The organism is Kushneria aurantia DSM 21353, assembly GCF_000382245.1.
GTDB lineage: Bacteria > Pseudomonadota > Gammaproteobacteria > Pseudomonadales > Halomonadaceae > Kushneria > Kushneria aurantia.
In genome coordinates, this window is the sequence record NZ_KB907871.1 from 59,265 (window position 1) to 77,517 (window position 18,253).

An 18,253-nucleotide genomic window follows, 5' to 3' on the forward strand; every position below is an offset into this window, starting at 1 on the left:
TATCGAAAGCGGGCAGTCTCTTCCCTGCTGAGCCGCCCGCCTCGCATCGCCACCATCAATACCCAACAACAACCACAAAACATCTCAAGGAACGCCATGAACGCTACATTCAGTGACGCGCCCCGCGGGCACGCCGCCACCCTCGCTTTTTGCCGCCGCGCAGCCGGTCCCGGCCTGTTCACGCTGGCGCTCCTGGCCCTGCTCCCTGCCGACGGTGCCAGGGCCGCCGAGCCGGGAACCGCCGGCGACTCTGCCCAGGGCGAGACCGCCAGCCCCGAGATCACCAATGAAGAGCCGCAGAGCGCCTACCTCTCCGACTGGTACAACCAGAACGTTACCGTCATCGGCAGCAAGAACATCCGCTTCGGCCCGCAGCAGATCGACGATATCTACCTCGAGTACGAATTCTTCGGCCGCAAGGGGCCGCTGGATCTCTATGGCTATATCGACGTTCCCAAGGTATTTGGCATCGGCAACGCCGCCGACAGCGGCGCCTTCGATGATGGCTCGCCGCTGTTCGCCGAGATCAAGCCGCGACTGTCGCTCAATGAGCTGAGCGGTCGCGACCTGAGTCTGGGGCCGATCGAGGAGTGGTATATCGCCTTCAACTGGATCTTCGACTGGGGTCACAACAGCGATAACCGCCAGAACACCCTCTACGCCGGCCTGGGGACCGATATCGACAGCGGCACGCCGGTGGATGTGTCGTTCAACTTCTACGGCCGCCGCCAGTGGGAGAACTACGGCGCCAGCAACGAGTTCGAATGGGACGGCTACCGCGCCCAGCTGGAGTACAGCCTGCCGCTGGCCAGTTTCGACAACGGCGCCAGCCTGTTTTACGCCGGCTTCACCAACTACGACTTCGGCTCCAGCCTGGGCGACGACAACGCTTTTCGTACCAACGAGGCAGTGGTCGCCACCAACGCCTTTGTCTACTCCTTCACGCACCTGCGTTTTCTCGCCGTGGCGCGCTACTTCCACAACGGCGGTCAGTGGAACGACGGCAGCCTGCTCAACTTCGGCGCCGGCGACTTCACCGTGCGCAGCACGGGCTGGGGCTACTACTTCGGTGTCGGCTGGCAGTTCTAGCAGGCTGCAGGCCCTTGCCGGCAGGCCGGTACGACGCTTTCAGGCGTCGTCCGGCCACCTGCGGATTTCCACAACTCCCTCCCGAAGCCGCTGCTGCGTACCTGCAAGTGTCGCCCGGGTTGTCTCAGCCCGAAGCAAGTGCACCAGTACGCCAGGATTTGCCGTCTCCCCCGGCCTCGCCGTCGCCTTCAGAGTGTCACCCGTGATCGACCAACAGACAGGCCGCCGCCTGGCAACATTCCGCTCTGGACGTTCTCTTCTTCGTCATCATCTGCACCGGACTGTCTTCGTGAGTGTTCACACCCTCCAGTCAGCGACAGGATCTGCCATTGCGCAATCTTGATGCGCAAAAAATAGGCGCATAAACTGAATGCCGTGTTCCCCGAGGGGGCTCAACGGAGGGCTCAACCATGCAAAATGCTGAAGCTTCGAAAGCTACCCGAAAGCCAACGAACCTGTCGCTGGATAGTGCACTTCTAAAAGAGGCAGAATGCCTGGGTATCAATGTCTCACGTTCCGCAGAGGCGGGGATCGCTGAGGCTGTGAAACTGCATAAGCAGGAAAAGTGGCTGAAAGAAAATGCCAGATCCCTGGCGAGCTCGAACGCATACGCTGATGCTAACGGTCTGCCTCTCGCACGATACCGTCAGTTCTGATGGCCCGCTTCGACCTCCTGGAAAATGAGGGCGGGAGCGGCTATCTGCTGGATGTTCAGGCAGACATTCTCAGCGGCCTGAACACCCGGGTTGTCGTGCCACTGCTGCCCAAATCCTCCGCGCCGTCCCCTGCCCAGCGACTAAATCCTGTATTCAGTATTGAGGGACAAGAGCTGGTAATGGCCACTCAGTTCATGGCTGCTGTACCCGAAGGTGAATTACGCTCTTGCGTTGGTAACCTTGCTGATCAGCAGGATGACATCTCTGGAGCGTTGGAGATGCTTTTTTTGGGTTTTTGAGGCAAAACCTGGTTTGCAATGGCGTACCCGAAGTTGCCTAAGGAACCACTGCATAAATGCCTGCACGAGCGAATCGCTTCGTTGCGTGGTACTGATGCGCCAGCCCGGTCGAAAACTCGCCTAACCCTATGTTATGTCTAGTTTTCTGCGTTCCATGCGCCTCGCGCTTCATCTCGCTCGTCGATTTATTCAGCGCTTCCCTGGCAGGCTGCAGGCCCTTGCCGGCAGGCCGCCTCCTGGATACGTATGCAAGCCACGTTGTCAGGCCTTGTTGCGGGCGATGACGTCTGCGGCCGTCAGCGGCCGATAGCTGTCGTCCGGCGCATTGAATGCATGGACCAGTTCGGTTCTCAGTCGCTCGAAGCGCTCCTGCTCGACACGCTCCTTGTCGCGCCGGATCAAGTCGCAGATGTACTCGCTGACGTTCTCGTACGAACCACTCTCACCGACATTGGCGGCGACGAAGTCGTTGAGCGCGCCATTGAGACGGACGGTCATGGTGGTCGGCGGCGTGGTGCGAGACATGGCAGCTCCTCCAAAGCAAAGCGGGTGAATGTATTCAATATATTCAAAAAAACAATACAGGATCAATCTGTTTGCATTTCCGAGGGGCGATGTCGCCGCCAAATTGGCAGTTACCAGGCCAGGAGCCGATATCCCTCACTGGTCATAACCTTGCCCCACTGCTGCATCGTCTTCTTCAGTGTGCCGATGGCACGAGCGCGCCACCGTGGTACTACCAGGCATCCCTCCAGGTGGGTCATACGCTGGAGCAGGCGGTCACTACATACCGCCCAAAGCGCCGTAGCGATTTGGGCGGTCAACTGCAGCGCCCGGCCAGGTTTTCGTACACCATATACTGCGCTTTCGACGGTGCATCGCCCGGCCGCTGTCAGCCGTCCTGATTATGCCGAGCCGGCGTTTGTTCGGCACTGGAACAGCCGTGCTCCATGGTCACCGAAGGGCTGGGGCAGCGCGGCCGACCGGTTTCGCGAGCGGGTACGCCGACTGCGGTGGTATGGGCAGCGACCGGTTGCAGCACCACGCTGCCGGCGCCCACCTGGGCGCCGAAGCCGATCTCGATATTGCCCAGCACCGTGGCGCCAGCACCGATCAGCACGCCGCTGCGCACCTTCGGATGGCGCTCGCCGCGCTCCTTGCCGGTGCCGCCAAGCGTCACGCCCTGCATAATAGAGACGTTGTGACCGACCTCGGCGGTCTCTCCCACCACAATGCCGGTGGCGTGGTCGAACATGACGCCGTGCCCTACCGAGCAGGCCGGGTGAATATCCACACCGAACAGCCTGCTGGCACGATAGTTGAGGTGATGCGCCAGTTCACGGCGCTGCTGCTGCCAGAGTACATGTGCCAGGCGGTGGGTCTGCAGCGCCTGAAACCCCTTGTGCCACAGCACAACGGAAACATGGTCATTGATCGCGGGATCACGCTCGCAGACCGCCTCCAGATCGAGCGCGGCATACTCGGCCAGTTCGGCATGCTGCGGATAAAGCGCCGCAAAACAGGCCTTCAACGCCTCGACGGGCAGTTCATCCTCGGCCAGCACGCTCGCCAGCGTCGCGGTCAATACGCCTTCGAAATCGGCGGGCTCGAAGAGCCGGCGCTGCAACAGCGCACTCAAAAGCGGTTCCCGCTGGACGACGTCACGCGCTTCGCACTGCAGGCAGGAAAGCAGACGTTGCTGACGTACGCTCTGGTTCGCGGCATCGACTGTTGCAAACGACATGAGCGGGCTCTCCATGCTGCCCGGACGGGTTGTCAGTATAAACATCGCAGGCAATGATCACAGCCGCCCGGGTTGCCGATAGCGTTTCATGGGCCGCACGTATCGCCGGCAAATCGGCGCTACAGCCGCTACGCTGTGAGTTCGTTCAAGGCGCCATATCACACACCCAGGCTCGAACCCATTACCCATGCCCCACGCATCAGAGTCATCCTCCCAGCAAAGCGACAGCCAGGAAAAACAGCCAACGACCCTCAGCGTGGGCCTGATACCGGCACCGGAACTGCCCGAGGCGCTGGTCGCCAGTATTGTCGACGAGTTGAGCGATCTGTTCGAAAGCCACGTTGATAATCGCTATCAATGGCAGGTGCAGAGCGAAACCGACCCGCTGATCGGCGCCGAGGAGTCCACCGACGAGATGCTGTATCAGGCGCGCCGGATGCGGCGTGACCGGGAGTGGGACTACGTTATCTGTGTGACTGATCTGCCCATCTACCGCAACAATCGGCTGGTGATCGCCGAGGCCAGCGAGGCCTACCGGGTAGCACTGATCTCGCAGCCGGCGCTGGGCGCCTCACCCATGCGCAAGCGGCTGCGCGAGGCGGTCATTCACCTGCTCAACGAGATGCATCACGGCAGTTCCGAGCAGGCGCGCGAGCGCCAGCAGAGCCACAACAGGCATCAGCTCGGCGCACGCCGACGCCACGGCCTGCGCAACAATAACGCTCGGCATCTGCTGGGGCAGCGACTTTCGGAGCTGATCGCGCCGATACAGCGCATCAGCCCACAGAAGACCGATGACCAGGTCAGCGTGCGCTTTACCGCCCGCTGGCATTTCACCGGGCGCTGCAAACTGCTGGCCGGCATGGTGCGTGCCAATCGCCCCTGGAGTATCTTTCCGACCTTTCGCAAGGTGATCGCGGTGGCCTTCGCCACCGGGGCCTACGCGCTGTTGCTGCCCAGCCTGTGGCGGCTGGGCGACGCCTATGAGCCGTGGCGCTTCGTGGTGCTGATGATCGGCTCGCTGGCCGCCATGGTAATCTGGATCGTGATCGTTCATGGCCTGTGGGAACCGCAGCGACACCGCCACGCCTTCCCGATGGCGACCCTCTATAACCTCACCACGCTGATCACGCTGAGTATTGGCGTGCTCTTCTACTACGCCATGCTGCTGGTGATGTTTCTGGTCTCGGTGATCATTTTCGTGCCGCCGGGGCTCCTGGCGCAGGTACTGGGCCACGCCATCTCGCCATGGCACTATCCGTCGCTGGCCTGGCTGGCCGCCTCGGTGGCGACCGTCGCCGGCGCGCTGGGTTCAGGGCTGGAGAGTGACACCAGGGTGCGCGCGGCGACCTATGGCTACCGCCAGCAGAGCCGCCAGCAGCGCGTGCGTCAATTGACCGAGGACAATTCGAAGCAGGAGAGCTGATCAGCACTGCCCCAGGCGTGGCGTCGTGACATGCACATCGCCGTTCTGGGCGCGCTGACGCAGCAGGTGATCGAGTAGCGTCAGCGCCATCATCGCCTCGGCGATGGGCGTGGCGCGAATGCCCACGCAGGGGTCGTGGCGCCCTTTCGTCACCACCTCGACCGGCGCGCCGTGAATATCGATGGAGCGGCCCGGAATGGTAATGCTGGAGGTGGGCTTGAGTGCCAGCCGCGCTACCAGCGGCTGGCCGCTGGAGATACCGCCCAGCACGCCGCCGGCGTGGTTGGAGAGAAAACCCTCGGGGGTCATCTCGTCGCGATGTTCGCTGCCGCGCTGGGCGATGCTGTCGAAGCCGGCGCCGATCTCTACCCCCTTGACCGCGTTGATCCCCATCAGCGCATGCGCCAGGTCGGCATCGAGACGGTCGAACACCGGCTCGCCGAGCCCCGGCGGCACGCCTTCGGCAATTACCGTAATGCGTGCGCCGACGCTGTCCTGATCGCGCCGCAGCTGGTCCATGAAGGCCTCCAGCTCGGGCAGACGCTCAGGGTCGGGGCAGAAAAAGGGGTTGTCCTCTACCCCGTCCCAGCTTTTGAAGTCGATAGCGATGGGGCCGAGCTGGCTCATGTAGCCGCGCACGCTGATTCCCAGAGCGGCAAGATATTTTTTGGCGATCGCCCCGGCCGCCACCCGCATGGCGGTTTCACGGGCGCTGGAGCGGCCGCCGCCGCGGTAGTCACGCCGGCCGTACTTGTGGTGATAGGTGTAGTCGGCGTGGGCAGGACGGAACTGCTCGCTGATCTTCGAGTAGTCCTTCGAGCGCTGATCGGTATTGTCGATCATCAGCCCGATCGGCGTGCCGGTGGTCAGCCCTTCGAACACGCCGGAGAGAATACGCACCTCATCCGCTTCGCGGCGCTGGGTCGTGTAGCGCGAGCTGCCCGGGCGGCGGCGGTCCAGATCGCGCTGCAGGTCCGCCTCGCTCAGCTCGAGGCCCGGCGGGCAACCGTCGACGATCGCCCCCAGCGCCGGGCCGTGGCTCTCGCCGAAAGTGGTCAGGGTAAAGAGTTTGCCGAAGGTGTTACCGGACATGGTCTATTCCTGGTGTCAGAGCCGCGCGCCGCGGCCGGTTATTCAAACACCCTCTCAGGCGAAGGCATCGGCCCACTGCTCGAGCTGCTGCGCGGTCAGGGCGAAAACGCCGTGACCGCCGCGCTCGAACTCGAGCCACAGAAAGGGCACGTCGGGCCAGTTGTCGATAACGTGGCGCTCGGAGTTGCCCACCTCGACCACCAGCACGCCGTCGTCGCTTAAGTAGTTGCGCGCCTCGCGCAGGATACGGCGCACCAGGTCAAGCCCGTCGTCGCCGGCGCCCAGCGCCAGCGGCGGCTCGTGGCCGAATTCGGCGGGCATGGTGGCCAGGTCGCCACGGTCGACGTAGGGCGGGTTGGCGACGATCAGATCGAAGCGCTGCCCCGCCACCGGCGCCAGAAGGTCACCGATCACCGTCCGCACGCGCGCGCCCACATCATGGCGAGTGATATTGGCGCGGGCCACCTCGATGGCCCCCTGGTCGACATCGGCCAGCGTGACCTGTGCAGTGGGCATCATCAGCGCCGAGGCGATGCCGATACAGCCGCAGCCGCAGCAGAGATCGAGAATGTGCTCGGGGTCGCGCTCGGCGAACCAGAAGTCGAAACCCGACTCGATCAGCTCGGCGATCGGCGACCGGGGGATCAGCACCCGCTCGTCGACATCGAAGGGAATGCCGGCGAAAAAGGCTTCCCCCAGCAGATAGGGCAGCGGCCGCCGCTCGATAGCGCGGCTGCGCAGCAGTGACACCAGTCGGGCACGTTCGCTGCGCAGCAGGCGGGCGTCGATGATCGCCGGGTCGATATCGTGCGGCAGGCGCACGCCGCCCAGCACCAGCGCCACCGCTTCATCCCAGGCGCTGGCGGTGCCGTGGCCGAAGTGCAGATCGTGAGCGTTGAAGACGCTGACCGCCAGCCGCAGCCAGTCACGCAGCGTGATCAGCTCGTCGATCAGGGTGGCATCATCCAGTTCGAGGGGCGCGGCGGCGGGCAGGGCGCGATGGGCGGCGTCGCTCATGGGGATTTGGCTACCGTGTTGGTTCGGGGATGGGCCAGTGTACCCTTGCCGCTGCACATGACAAGCCGCAACGCCCCGGCCTGCACCATGACGCCCGGAACGCTACAATGGCGATACCCTCAACCCAGTGCCCAGCGGAGAGAGCATGTCCCGCCGACACCGGATCGACGACAGCGAGCAGGCGATCTTCCGCGAGGCGATGCGCGGCAGCGATGTGCGCCCGGTCCACCACGACCGCGCCGACACCGGCAGCCCGCCGCCGCGTGCCGACTACCGCAGCCGCCGCGAGGCGGCCACCAGCAGCGCCGGCGATATCACGGCGCCGTCGTCGCGCACCTCGGATGGCCGGGTCGAGCCGGTGCGCCCCTCCGAGGCACTGCTGTTCGCTCTCGATGATTTGCCGGCGCGCACGCTGTCACGCCTCAAGCGCGGCCAGATCGACTGGCAGGCGGGGCTCGACCTGCACGGCCGCGACCTGGAACGCGCCCGCCACGAGCTTGAAGACTTCCTGCGGGAGGCGCGCGATAACCGCGCCCGCTGCGTGCTGGTGGTACACGGCAAGGCGTGGTCCGGTGCCACCCGCTATCCGGTGATCAAGAGCCACGTCAACGCCTGGCTGCGCGAACTGCCCGAGGTGCTGGCGTTCTGCTCGGCGACCAACCGCGACGGCGGTACCGGCGCGGTCTATGTGCTGCTGCGGCGAACCCGCGACGCCGCGGAGTAGGCGTGTGCTGCCGCCAGGCGCAAACAGAGCCGCGCCATCCCCCTATTGACAGGCGGCCACGATCCTGTCCGCTACCCCCGCCACGCTGTGCGGCTCGAGATGCAGATGATGCCCACCGGGCAGGCGGTGACGGGTCAGGGTCGGCATATCGTGGCGCACGCCGTCACGGTCCAGGTGGCCGTCGATGATGCCCTGCTCGGCCTCGATCAGATCCACCGGCGCCTCGATCGCCAGCAGCATGGCACGCGACTGCGCCGGCGTCAGTCGCACCTGGGAGGGACGCAGCAGGCGCGGGTCGGTGCGGTAGCGCACCCGCCCGTCGTCATCGCGCAGGTTGCGCTCGATCAGCGGCCGCGCGGTGTCGTGGTCAAGCGGCGTGATGGCGCCGGCAACGCGGGCATCCAGCGCCGCTTCCAGATCCGCATAGGCAGGCGGTGGCGACAGCGGACGGCGCACGCCCAGCACGCCGTTGCGCAGTTGACGCACCGACTGTTCGGCCGGTGTGACCAGCGCGCCGATGCCGTCGATCAGCCACAGCCGCTCGACCCGCTCCGGCAGCGCCGCCGCCAGTAGCGAAGAGACGCAGGCCCCCAGCGAGTGGGCCAACAGCGTGGCGCGTTCGAGCCCGAGATCATCCATGGCGTCGAGAATATCGTGCAGATAGTCCCACAGGGCGTAGTCGGCGCCGCTGCCCAGCCAGTGCGAATGGCCATGACCGGCGAAGTCGAGCGCCACGATACGCACATCGAGCCGCTGCGCCAGCAGCGGCGCCAGCCGGCTAAAGGTGGCGGCGTTGTCCAGCCAGCCGTGCAGCGCAAGCCAGCTCGGCGCCTGCGCGCTCAGGTCATCACGCGCCCACTCCAGCGCCGCAAGGCGATCGCCGGCCAGGCGGCGCTCCCGGGGTAGTAGACTCATCCTGCTGCTCCATCATGATCGTCACGGCCGCCACCATACGACGCCCCGGACGGCGATGCGAGTCGGCCGCGACTCGCCATCACCACGGCTGAAAGCGTATTATGATGCGCGGCAACTCATCCTGTAACCGGAGAAACCATGCCCGCCCATAACGCCGAGCGCCATAAAAGAGATACCCGCCTGCGCAATCGCCTCTTTTTTGCAGTCATCGCCGTCGCCCTGATCGTCGCTTTCGTGACGCTGTAAAAGCCCCTGCCGCCGTTTTTGACCCCCCGCCAGGCTATCGGAACTCGCTCATGGACCCATTGGCGATCTTCGCCACCACTTTCAACGCCACTGCACCGGTATTTTCGATGGTGTTGCTGGGTGTGGTACTCAGGCGACTCAAGTGGATCGACGCGGACTTCATCCACACCGCCTCGATGCTGGTATTTCGCGGCGCCATGCCGACCCTGCTGTTCCTGGCGCTGATCGATGCCGACATGGGCGAGGCACTGCAGCTTGACCTGATGCTCTACCTGGCCTTCGCCACCCTTGCCAGTTTCGCGCTGATCTGGCTGTGGGCCAGTCGCCGGGTGGCGCACGACGACCGCGGCGTCTATGTGCAGGCCGGCTTTCGCGGCAACGGCGGCATCCTGGGGCTGGCGGTAGCCAACAGCATGTACGGCAGCTTCGGCCTCTCCGCCGGCAGTATGCTGGTCGCCACGCTGATTCCGCTCTATAACGCCCTGTCGGTGGTGGTGCTGGCGCGTTACCAGCCCGGCGCCAGAGCCGGCTGGCGCAGCATTGCCCGCAAAGTGGCCACCAACCCGCTGATTCTGGCGGTGATCGCCGGGCTGGCCTTTGCTGCCAGCGGCCTGCAGCTACCGGGCTGGCTCCACACCTCGGGCGAGTATTTCGCCGGCATTACCCTGCCGCTGGCACTGATCAGCATCGGCGGCACCATGTCGGTGGCGGCGATACGCGAGGCGAGCGGCGTGGCGCTGGGCGCCAGCCTGATGAAGCTGGTGTGGGTACCCCTTGCCTTCACCGCACTGGCGGCACTGATCGGCTTTGGCGGGCGTGAGCTGGTGATGCTGTTTATTTTTCTCTCCAGCCCCTCGGCCGCCGCTAGTTTCGTGATGGCGCGGGCGATGGGCGGCAACGCGCGGCTGGCCGCCAACGTCATCGCCGTCACCACGCTGTGCAGCAGCCTGACGGTGACGCTGGGCATCTTCCTGCTGCAGCTCGGCGGGCTGGCCTGACAGCGCCGCCCGCCAGCGCTCAGGCGATCGTCGCATTCTGCGGCGTGACGTGACGCACCAGCCTGGCAAGCCCGGCAGCCCACACCTCGGCCTCCAGCTCGACCACGTCGGCGGTGCCCATCGGTAGCCGCGCATTGGCGCCGCCGTCCACCAGTTGACCGACCAGCTCGGCGACCAGCGGCATATGGCTGACAAACAGACAGGGCGCATTGTTTTCACGCGGGTCGAGATGATCGGCAAGCCAGTCGATCATCTCCTGCGGCGGCGCATCCGGGGTCATGATCGGCAGTGTCATGATGTCGTCGACCTGCAGTGCCCGGCCGACGATGCGTGCCGTCTGCTGGGCGCGATCGTAGGGGCTGGCGACGATCGTCAGGCGATGCGCGTCGTCACCCATGAGGGAGGCGAACCAGTCGGCGATCCGCGCCACCTCCTGCTGGCCGGTGGTATCCAGCGGCCGGCGCGCATCGGGCGATCCCGAGGCGGCTTCGCCATGACGCATGACATAGATTTTCATTGCGATAGATCCCTGGCTGCGGTTTGTTCCTGAGCCCGCCGCGTCTCTTCCCGCGGCAGGGTAAATTCAACGTCGCTGCTCTGTTCACTGCGCATCAGATCGACCGCCACCTCGCGCGGCGTGGCGCCTTCGAACATGACCCGATAGAGCCCGCTGGCCAGCGGCATGTAGACGCCGTCGCGGCTGGCTCGTTCTACCACCAGCGATACGGTATTGACCCCCTCGGCGACCTGCCCCAACGCCTCGACCGCTTCTTCAAGGCTGCGTCCCTCGCCAATGGCGTAGCCGACCCGGTAGTTGCGCGACAGATTCGACGAGCAGGTGACGATCAGATCGCCGACCCCGGCCAGTCCCAGAAAGGTCATGGGGTTGGCGCCCTGGGCGACGGCGAAGCGGCTCATCTCGGCCAGCGCACGGGTAATCAGCATGCTGCGGGTGTTCTCGCCCATACCCAGCGCCGCTGCCATGCCCACAGCGATAGCGTAGATGTTCTTGAGCGCGCCTCCCATCTCAACGCCGTAGCGATCGTTGCTGGCGTAAACGCGAAAGTGGTCGCAGGAGAGCGCCGCCTGCACCCGCGAGCGGGTCAGTTCGTCGTCGCTGGCCACCACACTGGCGCTGAGATGATGGCGGGCGATTTCGGCGGCAAGGTTGGGACCGGAGAGTACACCAACATGCGGGCTGCCGGTCTCTTCGATCAGTACTTCGCTCATCAGCATGAAGCTTTGCGCCTCGATACCCTTGGTGGTACTGACCAGAATGGCGTTGGGATTGAAATGTGGCGCCGCCTGGCGCACCACCGTGCGAAAGCCGCCGGAGGGAATGGCGATCAGTACCAGTCCGGCCTCCTCCAACACCCATTCGAGATCGGTGGAGGCGTGCACGTCGGGGTGGATCTCGAAGTCGGGAAGATAGCGGTGATTGATATGTTGGCTGTTGATATTGTCGGCCAGCGCTTCGTCGCGCATCCACTGGCGCACCCGCGCGCCGCCGGTAGAGGCGATACTGGCCAGCGCCGTACCGAAGCTGCCACCGCCCAGTACCGCCACCGGCGGCACGTGGATATCACTGATCGCCGGCGTCGACTGTTGTTCACCGCTCATTGAGGCACTCCCTGCTGAAGATAATGTTGCTCAGTGTAGCCTCGCGACACCGGCGCGGTCATTGTAATGCGTCAGGTTGTCGTTTGATGAACACATGGCGGTTGGCGCGCGGCGCTGTAAAATGGCCCTCTGCCTCTCCGGCGCCACGGTCAGAAAGGCGCCGCCCAGCGCGGGCAGCCCTTTTGCCTCTCCCGTAACAGAACCAGCAGGAGCGATCAGCATGCGCATTCTTTTTGTCGAGGACGATCAGCTGCTGGGCGATGGTGTCGAGACGGCACTACGCCGCGACGGCCACGACATCAACTGGCTGACCGACGGCCAATCGGCGCTTGCCCATCTCGAAAAGAGCGACACCGAACTGGTCATTCTCGATCTCGGCCTGCCGGATATCGACGGCATGGCGGTGCTCGAAAGAATTCGGGAACGCCGCCACGATCTGCCGGTGCTGATTCTGACCGCCCGTGACGGTCTCGAGGACCGCGTGGCGGGGCTGGATGCGGGCGCCGACGACTATGTGCTCAAGCCCTTCGAGATTCATGAATTGCTGGCCCGCCTGCGCGCCCTCGGCAGGCGGGCCGGCGCGCGCGGCCAGTCGGTCATTGATCTCGGGGCGCTGCATATCGACCCGGCACGCCACGAAGTGCACTGGCAGGGCCAGCCGGTGCGTCTGGGGCGGCGTGAGTACACCCTGCTGCTGGAGCTGGCACGCCAGCCCGGCCAGGTCTTTACCCGCCCCCATCTCGAAAAACTGATCTACGGCTGCAGCGACGAGATCGAGTCCAACGCGCTGGAGGTGCATATTCACCACCTGCGCAAAAAACTCGACAGCCGTCTGATCCTCACCCTGCGCGGCATCGGCTACCGCCTCGACGATGCGCTGACATGACCTCCATCCGCCGCTATCTGACCCGCGCCGTATTGGGACTGGTACTGGCAGGCGCTATCGTGGCAGGCGCCGCCGCCTGGCTGGTAACGCGCCACGAGATGGAGGAGATCTTCGACGCCCAGCTGGCGCAGTTCGGGCGCATACTCACCGCCATGCTGGATATCGACATGGATGCCAGCGACTACCGGGAGCTGGCCGAGCGCATGAGCCAGCCCGGCCATCTGGCGCGCTTTTACAACATGGGCGACAACATCGACCCTCGAGCGATACTGCCCGATTCGCCGGACGTCCAACCCAGGCGCTATCACCACGAAGAGCGCATGCTGTCGCTGGGCTTCTGGAACGCCGACGGCTCGCCGCGCATGCTCAGCGCCGAGTGGAACGACAGCGGCCCCTTCCCGGCGCCGGCGCACAACGGCTACCGCTGGGTCGACTACGGCGGTGAGCGCTGGCGGGTCTTCAGCCTGTTCGACAGCCAGCACAACGTCTGGGTCTCGACCGGCCTGCGCAGCGACTTCAAACAGGAGCTGGCCAACAAGATTCTGCTCGGCAACAGCCTGCCCTTTCTGCTGATCATGCCCCTGCTGGGTATGGCGCTGTGGTGGGTGATTCGCCGCGGGCTGCGGCCGATCGACCGCCTCTCGGCGGAGGTAGCACGACGCTATCATCAGGATCTGACGCGTATCGAGGGGACGCCACCGCAAGAGCTGCGCGGTCTGCGCGACTCGCTCAACGCCTTTATCGAACGGCTGCGGCTGACGCTGGAGCGCGAGCGACGCTTCACCGCCGACGCCGCCCACGAGCTGCGCACGCCGCTGGCGGGGCTCAAGGTACACATCGACAATGCCGGCAGCGCCGGCGACGAGGAGTACCGGGTGTCGCTTGACAAGGCACACAGCGGCATCGAGCGACTGCAGCGGGTCGTCGAGCAACTGCTGACGCTGGCCCGGGTGGAACGCGACCCACCGCGCCGCCTCGAACCGGTGGACCTTTACCCTATTGCCACCCAACTGGCCGGTGAACTCTGGCCACTGGCCGATCAACGCCGGCAACAGCTCGAAGTGAGCGGCTGCGAGACGCTATGGGTGCGCGCCGAGCCCACCGAGCTTGGGGTATTGATTCGTAATCTTGTGGATAACGCGCTGCGCTATACGCCCGATGGCGGCAGCGTCACGCTGCACCTCTCCCGCGACGAGGCATGCGCTACACTGAGTGTGCTCGACAATGGCCCGGGCGTACCCGAAGCGTCGCTCGAGCGGATTACCGAGCGCTTTCACCGCGCCAGCCATCGCACCACCGGCAGTGGCCTGGGACTGGCGATTGTCAGCGAGCTGGCGCAGCGTCAGCGCGCGACCCTGTCGATCGTCAATCGCACCCCCCATGGCCTTGCCGTCAGGCTCAGTTGGCCTGCCTGAATGACACGAAGGCTCACTCAATTTCGCCCCTGAGGCGCCGATAATGTCCGTTCGAGATGCATTGTGCATCATGAGTGCGCGATGCCAATTTCCGCTGCCGTGAGCGTCAGGGCATACCGTCATGCGTCATTGCGATCCCCCCAATCCTGCGCGTCGTCGCTGCCTGGCGGTACTGGCAGCGCTTGGCGTGGGCGGCTGGCTGGGATCGCGGCTGCCGATAGCGCTGGGCAGTGGCGGCAACGATCAGTTAATAGCCAGCATGCGCCGTCTCTACGGCGAACAGGGCGTTGCCAAACTGCAGCAGTGGATGCAGCTGGAAGCGCAGTTGCGTAGTCACAGCGACAACGCGACGAAACTGCGCGAGATCAACGACTTTTTCAATCGCCATGTGCTCTGGACCGACGATATCGAGATCAAGGGAGTCGAGGATTACTGGATGACGCCACTGGAGACGCTTGGCGAAGGGCGCGGCGACTGCGAGGACTACACCATCGCCAAATACGTCGCCCTGCGCCGGCTGGGTATCGGTGATGATCGCCTCAGGCTCATCTATGTTCGCGCCCGACTGGGTCGCAGCAGCGAACCGATCGCCCATATGGTGCTGGGCTATTTTCCCGCCCCCAATACCGAACCGCTGATTCTCGATAACATTGTCGGTAGCATTCAGCCGGCGGCCCGGCGTACTGACCTTTTCCCGGTGTTCAGCTTCAACAGCGAAGGGCTATGGGCAGGCGGCTCGAGCCAGTCCCGCGCCGACCCGCTGGCACGGCTATCGCGCTGGCGCAGCGTGCTCGAGCGCATGCGACAGCAGGGCTTCGATTGACAAGGATACCAACAAGGAGAGCACGGCCATGTCCCTGATCCGGCAACTCTGGCTGGTGATCGCGCTGCTGCTGGTACTGACCTACGGCGCCAGTCTGCTGATCGGCATCAGCAGCAGCCGTCATTACATGCAGCAGGAACTGGAGATCAAGAACAGCGATAACGCCAATGCGCTGGCGCTGACGATGTCGCAGCTGGACAAGGATCCGGCCACCCTGGAGCTGCTGCTATCCGCCCAGTTCGATACCGGTTTCTATCGCTTTATCGAGCTGCGTGATCCTGCGGGTGAGGTGATTGTCGAGCGCAACGCAGCGTCGCCCGACGGCAGTGCGCCGGAGTGGTTTATCGAACTGGTGAACTTCACACCGCCACCCGGAGAGGCTGTGGTTCAGGACGGCTGGCGTCAGTTTGCTACCCTGCGACTGCAGAGTCAGCAGCGCTACGCCTGGGATGCACTGTGGAACGCCGCGCTCAACCTGACCGGCTGGTTCGCCCTTGCCGCCGCCGTGAGCCTGGCGCTGATGGCGGTCATCGTGCGCTTTATCAAGCGACCGCTGCAGGCGGTGATTGGTCAGGCCCGCGCCATTGGCCAGCGCCGCTTCCCGGTAATAGCCGAACCGCGGGTGCGTGAACTGCGCGAAGTCGCCCATGAAATGAACCGTTTGTCGCAATCGCTGCACAAAATGTTCGAACGCGATAGCGCCAGCATCGAGCGGCTGCGCTATCGACTGCAGCACGACAGCCTGACCGGCGCGCTCAATCGCGACAGCTTCATGGATCGCCTTGATGCAAGGCTTCACAGTGATGATAGCGAAGCCAGCGGCGCTCTTGTCATGGTGCGCTTGAGCAATATCAGGGAACTCAATGCGGTACTGGGCTTTGCCGCCACCGATGCCATCATCGTAGGGCTGGTAGACGTATTGGGAGTACTTGTTCAACGCTACGACGGTGTTATCGGGCGTCTTAACGGCGGCGATCTGGCGCTACTGCTGCCGGGCCTGGATCACTCTGAACCGCTGGCCGATGAACTGACCCAAAAGCTGGATCGCCTGGTCACCTCGCAACAGCACAGCCCTTCGCCGTCAGTGGCCAGCGCCATCTGCCGCTATCACCGCGAGGACGACCGCCGCTCACTGCTGGCGAGGCTGGATAGCGCGCTGGCGCGGGCCGAATACAGCCCCGAAAACAATCAACCGGCGCTGTGCAGCAGCGATACGGCGCCGCTGTTCAGCACTCGTGAACAGTGGCATCAGGCGCTTGAAGAGGCCTTTGCATCGGGCTTTATGCTGGCCGCCTATCCTGTGCGCGACGGCACCGGCGAACTGCTTCACCACGAAATGCCGTCACGACTCAGGCTCAACGGCGAATGGCAGAGCGCCGCCATCTTCATGCCCTGGGTGCGGCGCCTCGAACTGGACACCCACCTCGATATGGCAGGGATCGACCACGCTCTCGAACGACTGGCACAAGGCAGTGATGCGGTCAGCGTCAACCTTTCTACCGCCTCGATCAGTGACGCACGCTTCGTGCAGCAACTGCGTGAACGCCTGATCGCCCGGATAGGTCTGGCGCCACGGCTGTGGCTGGAGGTCCCCGAGCGCGTACTGCAGGATGCGGGAGAGAGTTTTCGCGCCTTTTGCAAGGCGCTTCAACCGCTGGGCTGCCCACTGGGTTTGGAACATGTCAGCCACAGCTTTGGCCAGATCGCCGAACTCAACGACCTGGGGATGACCTTTATCAAACTGGATGCCTCCCTGGTACGCTCCGCGGTACGCGACGGCGAGCATCGCGCCGTGCTGCAGGGCGTCGTAACGCTCTGCCACACCCTGGGCATCATCATGATCGCCGAGGGCGTTACCAGCAGCGAAGAGAGCGAATGGCTGTTCGAAATGGGCCTGGATGGCGTCACCGGGCCGGGCGTGAGCTGACTGTCGGGTAGCGCCCGGAGGGCGGCATCAGATCACTATATGATGCCGCCCTCCTCGCCCAGCAGGTCGATACGGTTGCCGCGCCGCAGCGATTTACGCTCCATCACCTTGTTGCGTGCCGCTTCGGGCAAATCGGTGAAGCTGATCACGCCTTTGGAAAGCAGTACTTCGAGAAGATCCTCAACCACGCGCACGAAAGCCAGGTCAGAGGCGATAAAACGCGCCTCCTGCTCACTACGCCCCGACATGAAGGCCATCAGCTCGCCGCTCTCCAGCTCGACCACCTCACGGCACTCCTCGGTCGGCTCTCGGCTCGCCATCACGATCTCGCCACTGCTGTCACGCTTGACGTAAAGCATACCGCTCTCTCCTGACCCGAACTTTGCTGACCCAAAAAAGGCCGCTCTCGCGAGCGGCCTGTCATCACAGCTTATCGGACATTACTGATCGATCTTGAGCTGATCGTTGTTCAGCAGATGCTTGATAACGTCCTCACCGCTCTGGCTACCACCGAAGCTGTCGAAGCTGCGTCCCTCCATCACGATCGTCTGATCGGCGTTATCAGCGCCGCTCAGTCCCCCGCTGCTGCTGACGTGAAGCACCGTATTGCCATCTTCCTCGGTCGCGGTGATGTATTGACTCAAATCTTCATCATCGTCCCGATTGCCGAGCAGCGAGGAGATATCCAGCTTGTCGCCTTCATCCTCTCCGCTGGCATTGAAGTCCCGAACGGTGTCCCGTGCCGGTGAGTCACTGCCACCCTGGTCTCCCAGCTCCCAGGCGAAGGTGTCGGCACCGATGCCACCGAAGAGAGTATCGTTGCCTGCACCGCCGATCAGCGTATCGTTGCCGGCCTCACCGTGAAGACTGTCATCGCCGCTACTGCCACGAAGCGTGTTGTCGCCGGCGTCACCGCGGATCGTATTATCGCTGGCGGCTGAGACTGCCATCGCACTGCCATCATCCTCTGCCTGCGACTGTGCGACTGCGCTCTCCTGCTGCGCACCGATGGCAATCTGCTGCGTGATACTCGCACTATCACCGTCACTGTCGGTGGCGCCGATCGTGAAGGTGATATTGGTATCGTCCGCCATCTGCTGGTACTGAACGAAATCCCAGGTGCCGTTGCTCGGCGTCAACCTGATATCGAACAGCGCCTGGCCGTTACTATCGACTGCCCGCAGGCCCTCACCCTCCAGATCCTGCGTCTGATAGCCCTCGATACCCTGCAGCGTATAGCCCTGAACGCCGTCGCCGGCGACAGCGCTGACCCGACCGGTAGCAGAGGCAATCACCACACCGCCGGGATTATCCTGCAAAAAGCGGATCGACTCGACCGAGAAATCACTGTTGGCGTTGGGGCCTTCAGCAGCACC

At 64.0% G+C, this 18,253-nt stretch carries 19 protein-coding genes; 10 read left to right on the forward strand and 9 right to left on the reverse strand.

Annotated elements, in window-relative coordinates; genetic code table 11:
- Positions 1-96 precede the first annotated feature (96 nt).
- From H146_RS0108955 to H146_RS0108960, 3 genes are all read left to right on the forward strand, one after another.
- On the forward strand, positions 97-1,089 hold the full coding sequence (locus tag H146_RS0108955; protein ID WP_019951541.1) for a nucleoside-specific channel-forming protein Tsx: 993 nt from the start codon (positions 97-99) through the stop codon (positions 1,087-1,089).
- A 410-nt stretch (positions 1,090-1,499) separates the two neighbouring features.
- A complete protein-coding gene (locus tag H146_RS20685; protein WP_083920825.1) occupies positions 1,500-1,745 on the forward strand; it encodes a type II toxin-antitoxin system CcdA family antitoxin in 246 nt (81 codons plus the stop codon).
- Positions 1,745-2,044 carry a CcdB family protein gene (locus H146_RS0108960; RefSeq protein ID WP_019951542.1) on the forward strand — a complete coding sequence of 100 codons (300 nt, stop codon included), beginning with the start codon at positions 1,745-1,747 and terminating at the stop codon, positions 2,042-2,044. The genes H146_RS20685 and H146_RS0108960 overlap by 1 nt, the downstream gene beginning before the upstream one ends.
- A 261-nt stretch (positions 2,045-2,305) precedes the next feature.
- Here H146_RS0108960 and H146_RS0108965 read toward each other — a convergent pair whose 3' ends face one another.
- The gene (locus H146_RS0108965) at positions 2,306-2,569 is read right to left on the reverse strand and encodes a ribbon-helix-helix domain-containing protein (RefSeq protein WP_019951543.1); all 264 of its coding nucleotides are present in this window, start codon (positions 2,567-2,569) and stop codon (positions 2,306-2,308) included.
- Between the two features lie 367 nt (positions 2,570-2,936).
- Positions 2,937-3,788, reverse strand: coding sequence for a serine O-acetyltransferase (gene cysE, locus H146_RS18945; RefSeq protein ID WP_019951545.1), 852 nt, complete (start codon positions 3,786-3,788; stop codon positions 2,937-2,939).
- 187 nt (positions 3,789-3,975) lie between these two features.
- Here cysE and H146_RS0108980 point away from each other — a divergent pair, with 187 nt between their 5' ends.
- A complete protein-coding gene (locus H146_RS0108980) occupies positions 3,976-5,214 on the forward strand; it encodes an MFS transporter (protein WP_156826754.1) in 1,239 nt (412 codons plus the stop codon).
- On the opposite strand, the gene aroC is transcribed toward H146_RS0108980, so the two are convergent.
- Together aroC and prmB are read right to left on the reverse strand one after the other, a co-directional pair.
- Positions 5,215-6,306: a chorismate synthase gene (gene aroC, locus H146_RS0108985; protein ID WP_019951547.1), complete on the reverse strand. Its 1,092-nt coding sequence runs from the start codon at positions 6,304-6,306 to the stop codon at positions 5,215-5,217. It abuts the gene before it with no gap.
- A gap of 54 nt (positions 6,307-6,360) precedes the next feature.
- Positions 6,361-7,323, reverse strand: coding sequence for a 50S ribosomal protein L3 N(5)-glutamine methyltransferase (gene prmB, locus H146_RS0108990; RefSeq protein WP_019951548.1), 963 nt, complete (start codon positions 7,321-7,323; stop codon positions 6,361-6,363).
- Between the two features lie 145 nt (positions 7,324-7,468).
- On the opposite strand from prmB, the gene H146_RS0108995 reads away from it, so the two are divergent.
- Positions 7,469-8,047 carry a Smr/MutS family protein gene (locus H146_RS0108995; RefSeq protein ID WP_019951549.1) on the forward strand — a complete coding sequence of 193 codons (579 nt, stop codon included), beginning with the start codon at positions 7,469-7,471 and terminating at the stop codon, positions 8,045-8,047.
- A 42-nt stretch (positions 8,048-8,089) separates the two neighbouring features.
- Here H146_RS0108995 and H146_RS0109000 read toward each other — a convergent pair whose 3' ends face one another.
- On the reverse strand, positions 8,090-8,962 hold the full coding sequence (locus H146_RS0109000) for an alpha/beta fold hydrolase (RefSeq protein WP_019951550.1): 873 nt from the start codon (positions 8,960-8,962) through the stop codon (positions 8,090-8,092).
- 296 nt (positions 8,963-9,258) lie between these two features.
- Between H146_RS0109000 and H146_RS0109010 the strand changes: the two genes are divergently transcribed.
- A complete protein-coding gene (locus tag H146_RS0109010; protein ID WP_019951552.1) occupies positions 9,259-10,206 on the forward strand; it encodes an AEC family transporter in 948 nt (315 codons plus the stop codon).
- 19 nt (positions 10,207-10,225) lie between these two features.
- Here H146_RS0109010 and sixA read toward each other — a convergent pair whose 3' ends face one another.
- Positions 10,226-10,723: a phosphohistidine phosphatase SixA gene (gene sixA / locus H146_RS0109015; RefSeq protein WP_019951553.1), complete on the reverse strand. Its 498-nt coding sequence runs from the start codon at positions 10,721-10,723 to the stop codon at positions 10,226-10,228.
- Positions 10,720-11,826, reverse strand: a complete 1,107-nt coding sequence (locus H146_RS0109020; protein ID WP_019951554.1) for an NAD(P)H-dependent glycerol-3-phosphate dehydrogenase — start codon at positions 11,824-11,826, stop codon at positions 10,720-10,722. Before H146_RS0109020 ends, sixA begins: the two co-directional genes overlap by 4 nt.
- A 220-nt stretch (positions 11,827-12,046) precedes the next feature.
- Here H146_RS0109020 and H146_RS0109030 point away from each other — a divergent pair, with 220 nt between their 5' ends.
- The 4 genes from H146_RS0109030 to H146_RS0109045 all read left to right on the forward strand — a co-directional run bounded on the left by H146_RS0109030 (position 12,047) and on the right by H146_RS0109045 (position 16,877).
- Positions 12,047-12,712 carry a response regulator gene (locus tag H146_RS0109030; protein WP_019951556.1) on the forward strand — a complete coding sequence of 222 codons (666 nt, stop codon included), beginning with the start codon at positions 12,047-12,049 and terminating at the stop codon, positions 12,710-12,712.
- Positions 12,709-14,127 (forward strand): ATP-binding protein, encoded by a 1,419-nt coding sequence (locus H146_RS0109035; RefSeq protein ID WP_019951557.1) that lies wholly within the window; start codon positions 12,709-12,711, stop codon positions 14,125-14,127. Before H146_RS0109030 ends, H146_RS0109035 begins: the two co-directional genes overlap by 4 nt.
- 121 nt (positions 14,128-14,248) lie before the next feature.
- Positions 14,249-14,950 (forward strand): transglutaminase-like cysteine peptidase, encoded by a 702-nt coding sequence (locus H146_RS0109040; RefSeq protein ID WP_019951558.1) that lies wholly within the window; start codon positions 14,249-14,251, stop codon positions 14,948-14,950.
- Positions 14,951-14,978: 28 nt separating this feature from the next.
- The gene (locus H146_RS0109045; protein ID WP_019951559.1) at positions 14,979-16,877 is read left to right on the forward strand and encodes a bifunctional diguanylate cyclase/phosphodiesterase; all 1,899 of its coding nucleotides are present in this window, start codon (positions 14,979-14,981) and stop codon (positions 16,875-16,877) included.
- A 35-nt stretch (positions 16,878-16,912) separates the two neighbouring features.
- On the opposite strand, the gene H146_RS0109050 is transcribed toward H146_RS0109045, so the two are convergent.
- A complete protein-coding gene (locus tag H146_RS0109050) occupies positions 16,913-17,236 on the reverse strand; it encodes a hypothetical protein (RefSeq protein ID WP_019951560.1) in 324 nt (107 codons plus the stop codon).
- An 81-nt stretch (positions 17,237-17,317) separates the two neighbouring features.
- Positions 17,318-18,253 (reverse strand): calcium-binding protein (locus tag H146_RS22310; protein WP_169433468.1); only part of this gene is annotated, 936 nt, incomplete at its 5' end.

Excerpts from the sequence above, each read along its gene's own strand:
- H146_RS0109035 (WP_019951557.1), top strand. The coding sequence starts at position 12,709 with ATGACCTCCATCCGCCGCTATCTGACCCGCGCCGTATTGGGACTGGTA.
- sixA (WP_019951553.1), bottom strand. The coding sequence starts at position 10,723 with ATGAAAATCTATGTCATGCGTCATGGCGAAGCCGCCTCGGGATCGCCC.
- prmB (WP_019951548.1), bottom strand. The coding sequence starts at position 7,323 with ATGAGCGACGCCGCCCATCGCGCCCTGCCCGCCGCCGCGCCCCTCGAA.
- H146_RS0109020 (WP_019951554.1), bottom strand. The coding sequence starts at position 11,826 with ATGAGCGGTGAACAACAGTCGACGCCGGCGATCAGTGATATCCACGTG.
- H146_RS0109050 (WP_019951560.1), bottom strand. The coding sequence starts at position 17,236 with ATGCTTTACGTCAAGCGTGACAGCAGTGGCGAGATCGTGATGGCGAGC.
- H146_RS0108980 (WP_156826754.1), top strand. The coding sequence starts at position 3,976 with ATGCCCCACGCATCAGAGTCATCCTCCCAGCAAAGCGACAGCCAGGAA.
- H146_RS0108955 (WP_019951541.1), top strand. The coding sequence starts at position 97 with ATGAACGCTACATTCAGTGACGCGCCCCGCGGGCACGCCGCCACCCTC.
- H146_RS0109010 (WP_019951552.1), top strand. The coding sequence starts at position 9,259 with ATGGACCCATTGGCGATCTTCGCCACCACTTTCAACGCCACTGCACCG.
- H146_RS0109040 (WP_019951558.1), top strand. The coding sequence starts at position 14,249 with ATGCGTCATTGCGATCCCCCCAATCCTGCGCGTCGTCGCTGCCTGGCG.
- H146_RS0108995 (WP_019951549.1), top strand. The coding sequence starts at position 7,469 with ATGTCCCGCCGACACCGGATCGACGACAGCGAGCAGGCGATCTTCCGC.
- H146_RS0108965 (WP_019951543.1), bottom strand. The coding sequence starts at position 2,569 with ATGTCTCGCACCACGCCGCCGACCACCATGACCGTCCGTCTCAATGGC.
- H146_RS0109030 (WP_019951556.1), top strand. The coding sequence starts at position 12,047 with ATGCGCATTCTTTTTGTCGAGGACGATCAGCTGCTGGGCGATGGTGTC.
- cysE (WP_019951545.1), bottom strand. The coding sequence starts at position 3,788 with ATGTCGTTTGCAACAGTCGATGCCGCGAACCAGAGCGTACGTCAGCAA.
- H146_RS0109045 (WP_019951559.1), top strand. The coding sequence starts at position 14,979 with ATGTCCCTGATCCGGCAACTCTGGCTGGTGATCGCGCTGCTGCTGGTA.
- H146_RS0109000 (WP_019951550.1), bottom strand. The coding sequence starts at position 8,962 with ATGAGTCTACTACCCCGGGAGCGCCGCCTGGCCGGCGATCGCCTTGCG.
- H146_RS20685 (WP_083920825.1), top strand. The coding sequence starts at position 1,500 with ATGCAAAATGCTGAAGCTTCGAAAGCTACCCGAAAGCCAACGAACCTG.
- aroC (WP_019951547.1), bottom strand. The coding sequence starts at position 6,306 with ATGTCCGGTAACACCTTCGGCAAACTCTTTACCCTGACCACTTTCGGC.
- H146_RS0108960 (WP_019951542.1), top strand. The coding sequence starts at position 1,745 with ATGGCCCGCTTCGACCTCCTGGAAAATGAGGGCGGGAGCGGCTATCTG.